Source organism: Microbacterium atlanticum (genome assembly GCF_015277815.1).
GTDB lineage: Bacteria > Actinomycetota > Actinomycetes > Actinomycetales > Microbacteriaceae > Microbacterium > Microbacterium atlanticum.
In genome coordinates this window covers 2,099,255-2,114,655 of record NZ_CP063813.1, presented here as the reverse complement: position 1 = coordinate 2,114,655, position 15,401 = coordinate 2,099,255, and the positions used below count along the sequence as shown (strand labels likewise).

The 15,401-nt window shown below is 72.0% G+C and carries 16 protein-coding genes; all 16 read left to right on the top strand.

All coding sequences use genetic code 11. The annotated features are described in order from the left end of the window. Positions 1–5: 5 nt before the first annotated feature. Positions 6–1,565 carry a primosomal protein gene (locus IR212_RS17090; protein WP_228479254.1) on the top strand — a complete coding sequence of 520 codons (1,560 nt, stop codon included), beginning with the start codon at positions 6–8 and terminating at the stop codon, positions 1,563–1,565. Further along, positions 1,565–2,602 (top strand): HAD-IIA family hydrolase, encoded by a 1,038-nt coding sequence (locus IR212_RS09640; RefSeq protein WP_194395727.1) that lies wholly within the window; start codon positions 1,565–1,567, stop codon positions 2,600–2,602. Before IR212_RS17090 ends, IR212_RS09640 begins: the two co-directional genes overlap by 1 nt. Positions 2,603–2,681: 79 nt before the next feature. Beyond that, a complete protein-coding gene (locus IR212_RS09635) occupies positions 2,682–2,840 on the top strand; it encodes a hypothetical protein (protein WP_194395726.1) in 159 nt (52 codons plus the stop codon). Then, positions 2,837–3,637 carry a TlyA family RNA methyltransferase gene (locus tag IR212_RS09630; RefSeq protein ID WP_194395725.1) on the top strand — a complete coding sequence of 267 codons (801 nt, stop codon included), beginning with the start codon at positions 2,837–2,839 and terminating at the stop codon, positions 3,635–3,637. Before IR212_RS09635 ends, IR212_RS09630 begins: the two co-directional genes overlap by 4 nt. Then, the gene (locus IR212_RS09625) at positions 3,634–4,632 is read left to right on the top strand and encodes an NAD kinase (RefSeq protein ID WP_194395724.1); all 999 of its coding nucleotides are present in this window, start codon (positions 3,634–3,636) and stop codon (positions 4,630–4,632) included. Before IR212_RS09630 ends, IR212_RS09625 begins: the two co-directional genes overlap by 4 nt. Continuing rightward, positions 4,629–6,320 (top strand): DNA repair protein RecN, encoded by a 1,692-nt coding sequence (recN, locus tag IR212_RS09620; RefSeq protein ID WP_194395723.1) that lies wholly within the window; start codon positions 4,629–4,631, stop codon positions 6,318–6,320. The genes IR212_RS09625 and recN overlap by 4 nt, the downstream gene beginning before the upstream one ends. Before the next feature lie 17 nt (positions 6,321–6,337). Then, positions 6,338–8,053 (top strand): CTP synthase, encoded by a 1,716-nt coding sequence (locus tag IR212_RS09615; RefSeq protein ID WP_194395722.1) that lies wholly within the window; start codon positions 6,338–6,340, stop codon positions 8,051–8,053. 1 nt (position 8,054) lies between these two features. Continuing rightward, the gene (locus tag IR212_RS09610) at positions 8,055–8,681 is read left to right on the top strand and encodes an NUDIX domain-containing protein (RefSeq protein WP_228479253.1); all 627 of its coding nucleotides are present in this window, start codon (positions 8,055–8,057) and stop codon (positions 8,679–8,681) included. 51 nt (positions 8,682–8,732) lie between these two features. Beyond that, on the top strand, positions 8,733–9,689 hold the full coding sequence (xerD, locus tag IR212_RS09605; protein ID WP_194395721.1) for a site-specific tyrosine recombinase XerD: 957 nt from the start codon (positions 8,733–8,735) through the stop codon (positions 9,687–9,689). A gap of 88 nt (positions 9,690–9,777) precedes the next feature. After that, entirely contained in the window at positions 9,778–10,296 is a 519-nt protein-coding gene (locus IR212_RS09600) for a septum formation family protein (RefSeq protein WP_194395720.1), read from the top strand. A gap of 126 nt (positions 10,297–10,422) precedes the next feature. Further along, positions 10,423–11,313: a ParA family protein gene (locus IR212_RS09595; protein WP_194395719.1), complete on the top strand. Its 891-nt coding sequence runs from the start codon at positions 10,423–10,425 to the stop codon at positions 11,311–11,313. Then, entirely contained in the window at positions 11,297–12,142 is an 846-nt protein-coding gene (locus IR212_RS09590; protein WP_194395718.1) for a segregation and condensation protein A, read from the top strand. Before IR212_RS09595 ends, IR212_RS09590 begins: the two co-directional genes overlap by 17 nt. Further along, a complete protein-coding gene (gene scpB, locus IR212_RS09585) occupies positions 12,132–12,773 on the top strand; it encodes an SMC-Scp complex subunit ScpB (protein ID WP_228479252.1) in 642 nt (213 codons plus the stop codon). Before IR212_RS09590 ends, scpB begins: the two co-directional genes overlap by 11 nt. Next, positions 12,770–13,537: a pseudouridine synthase gene (locus IR212_RS09580; RefSeq protein WP_194395716.1), complete on the top strand. Its 768-nt coding sequence runs from the start codon at positions 12,770–12,772 to the stop codon at positions 13,535–13,537. The genes scpB and IR212_RS09580 overlap by 4 nt, the downstream gene beginning before the upstream one ends. Continuing rightward, on the top strand, positions 13,538–14,644 hold the full coding sequence (locus IR212_RS09575) for a prephenate dehydrogenase (RefSeq protein ID WP_194395715.1): 1,107 nt from the start codon (positions 13,538–13,540) through the stop codon (positions 14,642–14,644). It begins immediately after the preceding gene. Continuing rightward, positions 14,637–15,401: a (d)CMP kinase gene (cmk, locus tag IR212_RS09570; protein ID WP_194395714.1), complete on the top strand. Its 765-nt coding sequence runs from the start codon at positions 14,637–14,639 to the stop codon at positions 15,399–15,401. Before IR212_RS09575 ends, cmk begins: the two co-directional genes overlap by 8 nt.

Genomic DNA, 15,401 nt, shown 5'->3' with positions numbered 1-15,401 from the left:
GAAGAATGGCACAGCAGGAGCCGCGTGACGATCGACGCGCGCCGCGCGACCGACCCAGCAGCGGCCGGAAGCCATCGTCGAGCTCAGACCGGAAGCCGTACGCCAAGCGCGACGGCGACCGGAAGCCGTACGAGAAGCGTGACGGCGAGCGAAAGCCGTACGCCAAGCGTGACGGCGACCGTCCGTATGCCAAGCGTGACGGCGACCGTCCGTATGCCAAGCGTGACGGCGACCGTAGACCGTATGAGAAGCGTGACGGCGACCGGAGACCGTACGAGAAGCGCGACGGGGACCGGAAGCCGTACGAGAAGCGTGACGGCGACCGTCCCTACGTGAAGCGCGACGGGGACCGGAAGCCGTACGAGAAGCGGGACGGCGACCGTCCGTACGCCAAGCGCGACGGGGACCGGAAGCCGTACGAGAAGCGGGACGGCGACCGTCCGTACGCCAAGCGCGACGGTGACCGGAAGCCCTATGCGAAGCGTGACGGCGACCGTCCGTACGCCAAGCGCGACGGCGACCGGAAGCCGTACGAGAAGCGCGACGGCCGCCCGTCCGAGCGCGGTCCGCGCCCGACGCGCGGAGGTGCGGATCGCCCCGACCGAGCCATGCGCGACGGGGAGATCCGGCCTGTCCGCCCGCGCCACGATGACCCCGTCATCCCCGAGGACGTCACTGGGCGCGACCTGCCGCCGGCGGCGCGCAATGAGCTGAAGACCCTGAGCAAGGAGAATGCGGAGCAGGTCGCCCGCCATCTCGTCATGGCCTCGCAGCTGATCGACGAGGATCCTGAGCTCGCGCACCAGCACGCGCTGTCGGCGTCGCGTCGCGCGGGCCGGATCGCGGTCGTCCGAGAGACCCTCGCGATCACCGCCTACGCGACCGGCGACTTCGCCCTCGCGCTGCGCGAGCTGCGCACGTACCGGCGCATCTCCGGCAACGACGACCAGATCGCGCTCATCGTCGACAGCGAGCGCGGCGTCGGACGCCCCGATCGCGCGCTCGAGGTCGGTCGCTCCGTCGACCGTTCCACCCTGGACACCCCGGTGCGCGTCGAGCTGGCGATCACCATGTCAGGGGCGCGACTCGACCTCGGCGAGCCGGAGCGCGCCCTGCAGGAGCTCGACATTCCCGAGCTGGATCCCGATCGCGCCTTCGAATGGAGCCCCGCCCTCTTCGCTGCGCGTGCCGCCGTGCTCGAAGAGCTCGGTCGCGCCGAGGAAGCACAGCAGTGGGCCAGACGCGCGGTGGTCGCCGGCGAGGCGCTCGACGCGGCGTCCGGACTCGGCGATCTCGAGACGGTGTTCGTCGAGGAGGTCGAGGAGGAGCCCGATCACGACGACGCCGGGGCCGTCCCCGCCGTCGAAGAGCCCGCCGCCGAAGAGCCCGCCGTCGAAGAGACGCCCGGCGCGGAGAACGACGGTGACGCGGCATCCGCCACCGTCGCCGACGCCGAGCCGGACGACGCGGCATCTGCCGACGAGCCCTCGGTCGCCGACGAGGTGGCCGAAATCCTCGTGGAGGCCGGCGTGGACGAGCCGGCGCACGACGAGGCCGAGCGCTGATGGCGCTGTTCGGGCGTCGGGCCGCGACGCCCGCCCCGCTCGACGGGGTCGACGTCGTGCTGGCCGATCTGGACGGAGTGGTGTACGCCGGCGCCGGTGCGCTGCCGCACGCCGTCGAAAGCTTGAACCGGGCGCGCGACGGCCGGGTGCTCGCGTACATCACCAACAACGCGTCGCGCACGGATGCCTCGGTCGCGGCGCACCTGAGCGAGCTCGGCCTCGCGACGGCTCCGGGTGACGTGGTGACCAGCCCGCAGGCCGCGATGCGGCTCCTCGCCGAACGGATCGCTCCGGGCTCGACGGTGCTGGTGGTCGGTGGCGACGGTCTCGTCGTCGAGGTGGAGAAGGCCGGCTTCGTCGTGACGCGCAGCGCCGACGATGACCCCGCCGCTGTCGTGCAGGGCTTCGCTCCCGAGGTGGGGTGGCTGCAGCTCGCCGAGGCGGCGTTCGCGCTGAAGACTCCCGAGGACGAGGGCGGCATCCCGTGGGTGGCGACCAACACCGACTGGACGATTCCCCAGTCGCGCGGTGTCGCGCCCGGCAACGGCACGCTCGTGTCGGCCGTCCACACCGCGGTCGGGCGGCTCGCGACGGTCGCCGGCAAGCCGGAGGCGCCGATCTTTCACGAGGCGGTCGCGCGGTTCGGAGCGCGGCATCCGCTCTTCCTCGGCGATCGCCTGGACACCGACATCCTCGGAGCCAACCGGGCCGGCATCGCGTCGGCTCTCGTCCTGACGGGCATCGACCGGCCCAAGCACGTCCTCGCGGCGCCGGAGGGCTCCCGGCCGACGTACATCCTGGGCGACCTGCGTGAGCTGCACCAGCCGTACCCCGAGGTCGACGTGAAGGACGGCATCGCGAAGGTCCGCGACGCCCGCGTCGCGATCGACGGGGCCGACGTTCGGATCATCAGCGCGGGCGACCGCCCGATCGACCTCGTGCGCGCGGGCGCCGCGGCGATCTGGTCGACCGGCCGGGCGATCTTCGGATTCCGCGTGCCCGAGCAGCTCTACGCCGACCCGTTCCACCGCCCCTGAGCGCGACCACGGCAGGCGTCGGCGGACGAGGGCGACGTGGTTCGCGGGACGGCGGTGCCACCGCCGTATTCTGGGGAGCATGGACGAGCCCCGTGAGCGTGAGGACGAGACCGGAGACCTGCTGTCGACGCTCGAGGTGATCGAGGCGCAGCCGCTGGAGTCCCGTGCGGCGGCGTACGACACGCTGCACGACACGCTCGCCCGCCGCCTCGAGGCGAGCCCCGGCTCTCCGTCATGACGAGCCGCCTCGACGCCGCTCTCGCCGCTCGAGGACTCGCGCGCTCGCGGACGCACGCCGCGTCCCTGATCACGGGGGGTCTCGTCAGCGTCGACGGCCGGCCTGTCGTCAAGGCCTCCACTCCTGTCGGAGACGACAGCGTGCTCGAGGTGGCAGGGTCGGATCATTACGTCAGCCGCGCCGCGCACAAGCTCATCGCCGGCTTGGAGGCATTCGGGGTGGAGGTCGCCCGCCGGGTGGCGCTGGACATGGGCGCGTCCACCGGCGGATTCACCCAGGTGCTGCGCGAGCGCGGCGCCGAGCCCGTGATCGCCGTCGACGTCGGGCACGGCCAGCTCGCGGCATCCGTCGCCGCCGACCGGGCCGTCGTCTCGGTCGAGGGATTCAACGTCCGCTACATGACGCCCGAGTCGCTCGCCGAGGCGAGCGGCGTTCAGCAGGCGCCGTCGGTGATCACCGGAGACCTCTCGTTCATCTCGCTGAGCCATGTGCTGCCCGCGGCACGGGGGGTGGCGGCATCCGATGCCGATCTCATGCTGCTCATCAAGCCGCAGTTCGAGGTGGGACGCACGGCCGTGAAGGGCGGGCTGGTCACCAATCCGGTGCTGCGCGCGGATGCCGTCGCGGGCGTGCTGTGGGCGGCGTGGGATGCCGGGCTCGGCACGTGCGGGCTGATCGCGTCGCCGATCGCCGGCACGCATGGCAACGCGGAGTACATCGTGCACCTCGCGCCGGGTCGCGGAAGCAATCCGACAGAATGGTTGAGCACTGTGAACCGACTGGCGGGGAGCCGATGAACAACGCCGACGCACGCGCCGAGCGCAGCATCCTGGTGGTAGCGCACGCGCATCGCGCCGACACCGTCGCCTCTGCCGAACGCGTCGTGACCGCGCTGCGCACCGCCGGCGCGCGGCCGGTGCTCGCGCCCGACGACAAGCTGGAGCTCGTCGAGGCCGGGTCCCCTCTCGGCGATGTGGCCGTCCTCGGCGTCGATGTGCCCGTTTCCCAGATCGAGCTGGCCATCGTGCTGGGCGGTGACGGCACCATCCTGCGTGCGGCGGAGCTCGTCCGCGACGGCGTCGCGCCCGTGCTCGGCATCAACATGGGCCACGTGGGCTTCCTCGCCGAGACGGAGCGCGACGACATGGACGAGGCGGTGCGCCGCGTCATCGCCCGCGAGTACGAGGTCGAGGAGCGCATGGCGCTCCAGGTGCGCGTGAAGGACACCGGCGACTCCGTCATCTACGAGACGTGGGCGCTCAACGAGGCGACGGTCGAGAAGGCCAGCCGCGAGCGCATGCTGGAGGTCGTCGTCGAAATCGATGGGCGTCCGCTGTCGACGTTCGGCTGCGACGGCATGGTGGTCTCCACGCCGACGGGGTCGACGGCCTACAACTTCTCCGCCGGCGGTCCGGTCATCTGGCCGACCGTCGAGGCCATCTCGGTCGTGCCGCTCTCGGCCCACGCGCTCTTCGCCAAGCCGTTGGTCGTCGGCCCCGAGCACGCGGTCGCGATCGAGGTGCTCGAGCGCACCAACGGCACCGGCATCCTCTGGTGCGACGGACGCCGCTCGCACGACCTGCCCCCCGGTGCCCGCGTCGTCATGCGGCGCTCCGATCGCCCGGTGCGTCTCGCCCGTCTGCACCCGGCGCAGTTCACCGACCGCCTGGTGCGCAAGTTCCGGCTTCCGGTGGAGGGCTGGCGCGGCCCCGCCGCGATCACGGGCGTGCTGCCGGTCCGCACCGCCGGGACGGATGCCGCGCCCTCCGGCGGCCCGGAGGAGTCCCTGTGATCGAAGAGATGCGACTGCGCGACCTCGGCGTGATCGCCGAGGCGACGCTGCCCATCGGGCCCGGGTTCACGGCCATCACGGGGGAGACCGGCGCGGGCAAGACGATGGTCGTGACGGGCCTCGGGCTGCTGCTCGGGCAGCGCGCCGACTCCGGCGCCGTGCGCGCCGGCGCTTCGCAGGCCACGGTCGACGGCGTGTGGATCGTTCCCGAGGACGGCGCCGTGGTCTCCCGGGTGCGGGAGGCCGGAGGCGACGTCGAGCCGATCGGCGGTGGGCGAGCTGAGCTGTACGTCGGGCGCTCGATCTCCAGCGAGGGCAGGGGGCGGGCCTCCGTCGGCGGGCGCGCGGCGCCGGCCGGGGTGCTGGCCGACCTCGCCGAGCAGCTCGTGGTCGTGCACGGGCAGTCCGACCAGCTGCGGCTCCGCTCCGCGGCCGCCCAGCGCGACGCCCTGGACCGGTTCGGGGGTGAGGCCGTCCACACCGCGCGCGACGCCTACCGCCGTGCGTACGAGCACTGGCGCGCGGTGGATCGGGAGCTCACGCAGCTCACCGACGACCGCGACGCGCGCGCTCGCGAGGCGGACGACCTGCGGGTCCAGCTCGCCGAGATCGAGCAGGCGGCGCCGGTGCCGGGCGAGGATGCCGACCTCGCCGCCCGTGCCGAGCGCCTGGCCAACGCCGAGGAGCTGCGGCTGGCCGCCGCGTCGGCGCACGACGGGCTCTCGGGAGATGGGGACGTGCCCGATGCCGGCGCGCTGCTCGCCGAGGCCCGGCGCGCGCTCGAGCGCGTCCACGACCCGGTCCTGGAAGAGCTCGCGGGCCAGCTGGCCGACATCGGGTACCGCGTGGCCGACATCGCCGCCGCGCTCGCCGGCTACCTGGCCGACCTCGACGAGTCGGGGCCGCACGAGCTGGCAGCCGTCGAGGAGCGCCGCGCCGTCCTGGCGGGACTCGTCCGCACCCACGGCTCCCTCGACGCCGCGATCGAGCTGCTCGACACCGGCTCGGCGCGCCTCGGCGAGCTCGACGACGACGGCGACCGCATCGAGCGGCTGACCGCGGAGCGCGCGGCCGCGGCATCCGTCCTCGATGACGCCGCGACAGCACTCACCGCCGCGCGCACCGAAGCCGCCGCGCGGCTGGGCGCCGCGGTCACCGACGAACTCCGGGCGCTGGCGATGCCCGATGCGCGGCTCGAGGTCGCGGTCACCCCCGGCGTCGACTCGACGCACGGCCGCGACGACGTGGCGATCCTCCTCGCGCCGCACCCCGGAGCGGAGCCCCGTGCCGTGTCGCGGGGGGCATCCGGCGGCGAGCTCAGCCGCGTCATGCTCGCCATCGAGGTGGTGATCGCCGCGGTCGACCCGGTCCCGACCTTCGTGTTCGACGAGGTCGACGCCGGCATCGGCGGCGCGGCGGCGATCGAGGTCGGCAGGCGCCTGGCGCGACTCGCGCAGTCGTCGCAGGTGATCGCCGTCACCCACCTCGCGCAGGTCGCGGCGTTCGCGGCCAATCACCTCACCGTCGTGAAGGCGAACGACGGCTCGGTGACGGCATCCGACGTCCGGCGCCTCGACGGCGCCGACCGCGAGGCCGAGATGGCGCGCCTGCTGTCGGGCATGCCCGACTCGGACGCGGCCCTCACCCACGCCCGCGAGTTGCTCAGCCTCCGCTCGGAAGCCGACTGATAGGATAAAAGCCCGTGATGCAGACTTCTGATTCTTTCCGCGGCGACACTTCGGACGACACCACCAAGCACATCTTCGTTACCGGTGGTGTCGTCTCCTCGTTGGGGAAGGGGCTCACCGCGGCCAGCCTCGGAAACCTGCTCACCGCGCGGGGGCTGCGTGTCGTGATGCAGAAGCTCGACCCCTACCTGAACGTCGATCCGGGCACGATGAACCCGTTCCAGCACGGCGAGGTCTTCGTCACCGACGACGGCGCCGAGACGGACCTCGACATCGGGCACTACGAGCGGTTCCTCGACATCGAGCTGAGTCAGGCCGCGAACGTCACGACGGGTCAGATCTACTCGCAGGTCATCGCCAAGGAGCGCCGCGGCGAGTACCTCGGCGACACCGTGCAGGTGATCCCGCACATCACCGACGAGATCAAGCGCCGCATGCGCCTTCAGGCGACCGAGGAGCCGCGGCCCGACGTCATCATCACCGAGATCGGCGGCACGGTCGGCGACATCGAGTCGCAGCCTTTCATCGAGTCCGCCCGCCAGATCCGCCACGAGCTCGGCCGCAACAACGTCTTCTTCGTGCACGTGTCGCTGGTGCCGTTCATGGGCGCCTCGGGCGAGCAGAAGACCAAGCCCACGCAGCACTCGGTCGCCACGCTCCGCTCCATCGGCATCCAGCCCGACGCCCTGGTGCTGCGCAGCGACCGGCCCGTCACCGAGGCGAACAAGCGCAAGATCGCGCTCATGTGCGACGTCGACGAGGGCGCGGTCGTCAACGCCGTCGACGTGCCGAGCATCTACGACATCCCGACGATGCTCAATGAGCAGGGACTCGACGAGTACATCGTGCGGGCGCTGGGGCTCTCCCAGGCCGCCGACGTGGACTGGTCTCGCTGGCAGCGGGTGCTCAACGCGGTGCACAACCCCAAGCACGAGGTCACCATCGGGCTCGTGGGCAAGTACATCGACCTTCCCGACGCCTACCTGTCGGTGACCGAGGCGCTGAAGGCGGGCGGCTTCGCCCAGGAGACCCACGTCAACATCCGGTGGATCCCGTCCGACGAGTGCGAGACGCCCGAGGGTGCGGCCAAGGCGCTGGGCACCCTTGACGGCATCGTGATCCCGGGCGGCTTCGGCATCCGGGGCATCGAAGGCAAGATCGGCGCGCTGAAGTTCGCGCGCGAGCAGGGCATCCCGACGCTCGGCATCTGCCTCGGGCTCCAGTGCATCGTCATCGAGTACGCCCGCCACGTCGCCGGCATCGAAGACGCCTCGTCGAGCGAGTTCGACCCCGACACACAGCATCCCGTCATCGCCACCATGGAGGAGCAGGTCGACATCCTGGACCGCGGCGACATGGGCGGCACGATGCGTCTGGGGCTGTATCCCGCCCAGCTCGCGGAGGGCTCCATCGCCGCCGAGGTCTACGGCGCCGCCCGGGCCTCCGAGCGCCACCGCCACCGCTACGAGGTCAACAACCGGTACCGCGACCGGATCGCCGATGCGGGACTGGTGTTCTCCGGCATCAACCCCGACCTTGATCTGGTCGAGTACGTCGAGCTGCCGCGTGACGTGCACCCGTACTACATCGCCACGCAGGCGCACCCCGAGCTGCGGTCGCGTCCGACGAACGCCAACCCGCTCTTCCGCGGGCTCGTGGGTGCCGCGCTGGAGCGTCACCGCTCGAGCGAGCTGTTCGAGGTCGAGCCCTTCGAAGTCGTCGCGGAACGCTGACGTGACGGACGAGCGGATGCCGCACCCCGCCGCGCCGTCGCCGCCGGTGCTCCTCGCCGACGAGCCCGTCGAGGCGACGGTCCTCGAGAGCGAGCGCGTGTACGAGGGCCGGGTGTGGGACGTGCGCAGCGACACGATCGGCTACGGCGACGCCCGGATCGTGCGCCAGTACGTCGAGCACCCCGGGGCCGCCGCGATCGTGGCGGTCGACGACGAGGGCCGGGTGCTGCTGATCCAGCAGTACCGGCATCCGATCCGCCGCCGCGATTGGGAGGTGCCCGCCGGTCTGCTCGACATCGCGGGGGAGACGCCCCTCGAGACCGCACAGCGGGAGCTCGCCGAGGAGGCGGACCTCGTCGCGGAGTCGTGGGAGCCGCTGCTCAGCATCTTCACCACCCCCGGTGGCAACGACGAGGTGGTGCACCTGTTCCTCGCGCGCGGTCTTTCGCCCGCCGGCGAGGTGCACGCGCGTGAGGACGAGGAGGCCGACATCCGCCTGGAGTGGGTGCCGCTCGCCGACGTCGTCGCCGGGATCTTCGCGGGACGCCTGCGCAATGGCATCATGACGGTGGGCGTGCTCGCGGCGGCCGAGCGGCTGCGCGCGGCACAGGGGGTTCCGACGCCCTGACCTGCGCCGCAGGCCATGGGTGTCGATCGCCCGGGACGAGGGCGGACGGACATGCGGATCGATCGGGCGGTGGACGCGTACCTGCGGCACATCGCGGTCGAGCGCGGGCTGTCGGAGAACACCGTTGCCGCCTACCGGCGCGATCTGTCGGGCTACGCCGGGTGGCTTCGCCAGCAGGGCGTGGAGGAGACGGGCGAGGTCACGGCGGTGATGCTCGGCAGCTTCATCGCCGACCGGGCTGCGGCTCAGCCGCCGATGGCCGCCTCGTCCCTGGCGCGGCTCCAGTCGTCGGTGCGGGGGCTGCACCGCTTCCTGGCGCGGGAGGGCATCGAGCAGGCCGACCCCTCGGCCAATCTCCGCCCGCCGAAGCAGCCCCGACGACTCCCCAAGGCGCTCACCATCGACCAGGTGGAGAGACTGCTGGATGCCGCGGGCCCGCCGCCCGCGGCCGGCCCGGCCTCCGACGGGGCCGACGTCGCTCCGGCGGTGATCGGCGACCTGGTCGGGCTGCGTGACCGAGCGCTCCTCGAGCTGCTGTACGCGACCGGCGCCCGCGTGTCGGAGATCGTGCAGCTGGATGTGGACGACCTCGCGCACGGGGATGTCCTCAGGGTGCGCGGCAAGGGCTCGAAGGAGCGCATCGTCCCGGTCGGCTCGTACGCGCGTGCCGCCGTCGACGCCTACCTGACCCGGTCACGACCCGAACTGTCGCGCCGCGGCCGTGCGACGCCGCGGCTCTTCCTGGGGGCCCGTGGCGCGCCGCTGTCGCGACAGAGCGCGTGGCTCGTGATCCACTCGGCCGCACAGCGCGCGCAGCTGACCGCCCACGTCTCGCCGCACACCCTGCGGCACTCCTTCGCCACGCACCTGCTCCAGGGAGGGGCGGATGTGCGCGTCGTGCAGGAGCTGCTCGGGCACGCATCCGTGGCCACCACGCAGATCTACACCTACGTGTCGGTCGACGCCCTGCGCGACGTCTACGCCACCTCCCACCCCCGGGCGCGCTGACGATTCGCGTCCGAGTCGATCCATCCGACAGACTGAGCCGCTGGGGGTGCGCCGCCGGGGCGGACCGCCTGACTCACTGGGGACTTGAATGAACCGCACTCGCGCCCGCCTCTCCCTCGCCGCTCTGGGCGTCACCGGCGCCGTCGCCCTGAGCGGCTGCTCGATCCTCGACCAGTTCGCGCCGGCGTCGGTGCCCGCGCGCGACGCCGCAACCGGCGAGGTCACCGAGCAGACCGACAACGCCGACGTCTTCCAGGTCCGCGTCGGCGACTGCCTCAACACCGGCGCCCTGGACGCATCGACCGAGATCACCGACGTCCCGGTCGTGCCCTGCGCCGAGCCGCACGACGACGAGGTCTACCACGCGTTCGAGCTCGCAGACGGCGAGTTCCCCGGCGAGGACGCGATCCTGGCGGAGGCCGACGCGACGTGCGTCGCACAGTTCGCGGAGTTCATCGGCCTGGCGTACGAGCAGTCGACGCTGGACTATTGGCCGATGTACCCGACGGAGGGGTCGTGGGAAAACGGCGACCGAGAGGTGCTGTGCATCGCGTGGGACCCGGCCGGCGGGAAGGTGACCGGTACGCTCGCCGGGGCGGCGCGCTGACCGGACCCGCGGCGCCGGTCGCACCGGGTGGTGCGAGCCGCGTCATGTGCGGCGGCACGGCGCTTCACCCGGGGATTCTCCCGGGTCCCGACTAGGATCGAGCGAGCACGAGGAAGCGGGAGCACGGTGGCTGACAGCACGGCGAAGACCAGATCGGGGAAGGCCTCGAGATCCGAGGTCCCCATCGGGCCGACCGGTCGTCCGTACCAGGGCTTTCCCACGCCGCCCAAGCTGGACGGGCACGGCCCCGCCCGCATCATCGCGCTGTGCAACCAGAAGGGCGGCGTCGGCAAGACCACGACGACGATCAACCTCGCGGCTGCGCTGGCCGGCTACGGCCGCAAGGTGCTCGCCGTGGACTTCGACCCGCAGGGCGCGCTGTCGGCGGGTCTCGGCATCCAGACCCATGAGATCCCGACCATCTACGACCTGCTGCTGGACGGCAAGCGCGACCCGCAGGACGTCATCGTGCACACGCGGGTCGAGAACCTCGACGTCGTCCCCGCCAACATCGACCTGTCGGCGGCGGAGGTGCACCTGGTCAACGAGGTGGCGCGCGAGCAGACGCTGTCGCGCGTGCTGCGGAAGGTCTCCGGCGACTACGACGCGATCCTCGTCGACTGCCAGCCTTCGCTCGGCCTCCTGACGGTGAACGCGCTGACCGCCAGTCACGGCGTGATCATCCCGCTCGAGTGCGAGTTCTTCGCGCTGCGCGGCGTCGCGATGCTCATCGAGACGATCGACAAGGTGCGGGACCGCCTGAATCCCACCATCCGCCTCGACGGCGTGCTGGCCACTATGTACGACGCGCGGACCCTCCACTCCCGCGAAGTGCTCGAGCGCGTAGTGGACGCTTTCGGCGACGACGTGCTCGAGACCGTCATCGGCCGTACCGTCAAGTTCCCGGATGCCTCGGTCTCGGGCATGCCGATCACCCAGTTCGCGCCCGAGCACGCTGCGGCGCAGGCCTACCTGCGACTGGCGCGGGAGCTGGTCGCCCGTGGTGCCGTCGCCTGACGCTTCGGCAGGCTCAGCGACCGCGGGAGACGGTGCCGCGACCGGCGCTGACGGGTTCCGCGTCGCGCTGTCGAACTTCGACGGGCCGTTCGATCTGCTGCTGAGCCTCATCTCCAAGCACGAGCTGGACATCACCGAGGTGTCGCTGTCGCTCGTGACGAACGACTTCATCGCCTATCTGCGCGAGCTCGGGCCCGAGGAGGAGCTCGAAGAGGCGTCGGAGTTCCTCGTGGTGGCCGCGACCCTTCTCGACATGAAGGTGGCCGGGCTCCTGCCCCAGGGCGAGCTGGTGGACGCCGAGTCGGTCGCGCTGCTGGAGGCGCGCGACCTGCTCTTCGCCCGCCTGCTGCAGTACCGCGCCTTCAAGGAGGTCTCGGCCTGGTTCGAGCGGTGCCTGCGCCGGGAGAGCGTGCGCCATGCGCGGTCCGTGCGACTCGACGAGAAGTACCGGCAGGCGGTTCCCGAGCTGGTGTGGTCGCTGAGCCCCGACGACTTCGCCGCGCTCGCGATGCTCGCCATGACGCCGAAGGAGATCCCGCGCGTCGGCCTCGACCACCTGCATGCGCCGCTCGTCAGCATCCGCGAGCAGGCCGCGATCGTGGTGACGCTGCTGCGGGGGGCCGGCTCCCTCAGCTTCCGGGAGCTCATCGCGGGCGTCTCGCAGCCCGGGATCGTGGTGGCCCGGTTCCTCTCCGTGCTGGAGCTCTACCGCCACGCCGCCCTCTCTTTCGAACAGCTGGAACCGCTCGGCGAACTGACGCTCCGCTGGAGTGCGCAGCGCTGGAGCGATGAGAACCTCGCCACACTGGGAGCCGACTATGACCGATGATGCTTCGACAGGCTCAGCAACCGGAGGTGGGAGCACCGCAACCCCGGACGCACCGGTGGTGAACACTGCGGACGTGGCGCGGCGGCTGGAGGCGATCCTCCTGATCGTCGAGGAGCCGCAGAGCCTGGTGAGCCTCGCTGCCGCCGTCGGCGCGCCGGTGCCCGCCGTCCGCCAGGCGATCGAGGCGCTCGTCGACGACTACGACGGCCGCAGCGGCGGGCCCGTGCGGGGCTTCGAGCTGCGCGAGGTCGGCGGCGGGTGGCGGCTCTACGTCCGCGAGGAGCTCGACCAGCTGGTGAGCGATTTCGTCGGCGGCCAGGCGCCGTCGCGGCTATCGCAGGCGGCGCTCGAGACCCTCGCCGTGATCGCCTACAAGCAGCCGGTGACCCGGAGCCAGGTCGCCTCCATCCGCGCCGTGAACGTCGACTCGGTAGTCCGCACGCTGCTGGCCCGCGGGCTGATCACCGAGCTCTTCGCCGACGCCGAGACCGGCGCGATCAACTACGGCACGACCGATGCCCTGCTGGTTCACCTGGGCATCAACTCGCTGGACGAGCTGCCGCACATCTCGCCGCTGCTGGACGGCGCGGACGACGTCGGCGACGCCATGGAGGAGGGAGTGCGCCGATGACCGGCGGATCGGAGGAAGGGAAGGTCCGGCTGCAGAAGGTGCTCGCGAACGCGGGCGTCGCCTCGCGCCGCGTGGCCGAGCAGCTCATCGTCGAGGGCCGGGTGCGCGTCAACGGCCAGGTGGTCAATGAGCTCGGCTCGCGCATCGACCCCGAGAGCGACCTCGTCGACGTCGACGGCACGGCGGTGCAGCTGGACCAGTCCAAGCGCTATGTCATGCTCAACAAGCCGACGGGCGTCGTCAGCTCGATGAAGGACGACCGCGGGCGCCCCGATCTGCGTCGCTTCACGAAGGAGTGGTCCGAGCGGCTGTACAACGTGGGGCGGTTGGATGCCGACACCAGCGGCCTTCTCGTGCTCACCAACGACGGCGAGCTCGCGCACGTGCTGGCCCACCCGTCGTTCGGAGTGACCAAGGTCTACATCGCCAAGGTCGAGGGCAAGGTGACGCCGCAGACGATCCAGCGGCTGCTGCGCGGCGTCGACCTCGAGGACGGATCCATCGCCGCCGACAAGGCGCGGCTGCTGTCGGCGTCGGCCGAAGGCGGCGGCTCGCTCGTCGAGCTCACCCTCCACTCGGGACGCAACCGCATCGTGCGGCGGATGATGGCCGAGGTGGGGCATCCGGTCATCGAACTCGTCCGCAGGCAGTTCGGGCCGCTGCACCTGGGAACCCTGCCAGCCGGGCGCACCCGCGAGTTGACTAAAGTGGAGCGCGGCGCTCTGCTGACTCTCGCGCGCCGTGCTGCCCCTCAGGAGGACTAAGTGACACACGCCGTCCTTGCGCCGCGCGTGCAGGGAACGGTGCGCATCGTCGGCGCCGGCCTGCTCGGAGCCAGCATCGGACACGCGCTGCGTGCGCGCGGCGTCGACGTCGTCCTCGACGACACGTCGCCGTCGCAGCTTCGTCTGGCGATCGACTACGGCGCCGGCCGGGCGGCCGAGGGGCATGACGAGCCGTCGCTCGTCGTCGTGGCGGTGCCGCCCGACGTGACCGCCGACGTCGTCCAGCGCGAGCTCGCGCGCTTTCCGCACGCCGTCGTGACGGATGTCGCCAGCGTCAAGCTCGAGCCGCTGCGCACGCTGCGCGAGCGGGGCGTGGACCTCACGCACTACATCGGCTCGCACCCGCTCGCCGGGCGCGAGCGCGGGGGAGCGATCTCGGCCCGCGCCGACATCTTCGTGGGGAGGCCGTGGGTCGTCTGCCGCGACGAGGAGACCTCGTCGTCCGACCTGGCGCTGGTCGAGGGGCTGGCGCTCGATCTCGGCGCGACGCCTATCGAGATGAGCCCCGAAGACCACGACCGCGCCGTCGCGCTCGTCTCGCATGTGCCGCAGCTCGTGGCCAGCCTGCTGGCGGGACGCTTCGTCGACGCGCCGGACGGCTCGCTGCGCCTTGCCGGTCAGGGCGTCCGCGACACGACGCGGATCGCGGCATCCGCTCCCGAGCTGTGGGTGCAGATCCTCGGCGCCAACGCCGAGCCCGTCGTCGACGTGCTCGATCAGCTCGCGACCGACCTCGGCGCGGTCGCGGATGCCCTCCGCCGACCCGATGCGCCCGGTGCGCGGCGCGCGGTCGCCGACACCATCCGGCGCGGCAACGACGGCGTCGAGCGGCTCCCCGGCAAGCACGGGCAGAACCGCCGCTTCGAGCAGGTCGTGGTGATGGTCGACGACACCCCCGGGCAGCTGGGACGGCTCTTCGGCGAGCTCGGCGACCTCGACGTCAACGTCGAAGACCTCCGCCTGGAGCACTCTCCGGGCGCCCAGTTCGGCCTCGCCGAGATCAGCGTCGTCCCCAGCGCCGTGCGCCGGGCCGTCGACGGACTCGAGTCGCGCGGCTGGAAGATTGCGAGCACCACCAATGACTGACTCCCTGACCCGCCCGCCCGCCGGCGCGCCGGCGCCCACCGTCGTCGCGATCGACGGCCCGGCCGGCAGCGGCAAGTCCAGTGTTTCGAAGCAGGTCGCGCGCCGGCTCGGCTTCGGCTACCTCGACACCGGCGCGGCGTACCGCGCGCTGGCCTGGCATGCGCTCGAGCGCGGGTTCGACACCTCGGACGCGGCATCCGTCCTCGACGCGAGCGGCGACTTCGACTACGCGATCTCGCTGGACCCCGACGAGTACTGGGTCCGGGTGGGCGAGGCCGATGTGACCGAGGCGATCCGCGAGCCCCGGGTGACCGAGGCGGTGAGCGGGGTCGCCCGCGTGCCCGCGGTGCGCGAATCGGTGAACGCGCTGTTCCGCTCCCTCGTCGCGCGGTCGGGCCGCCCCGGCGTCGTGGTCGAGGGACGGGACATCACGACCGTCGTCGCGCCGGACGCCCCGGTGCGCATCCTCCTCACCGCTTCGCCCGAGGTGCGCGCCGCACGTCGCAGCGCCGAGCTCACGAGCCACGACCCGGCGGCGGTCGCCGCCGCGCTGCACCGGCGCGACGCGAAGGACTCGGCCGTCGTCGACTTCCTCACCGCCGCGCCGGGCGTCGACGTCGTCGACTCGAGCGACCTCGACTTCGAACAGACCGTGGACGCCGTGCTGGCCGTCATCCGCGCGGTCGACCCCGCCGCCGGAGAGGCGCCGTCGGCGTCGCCGCACGGCACCACGACTCACACCCGGACGGGAGCCTGA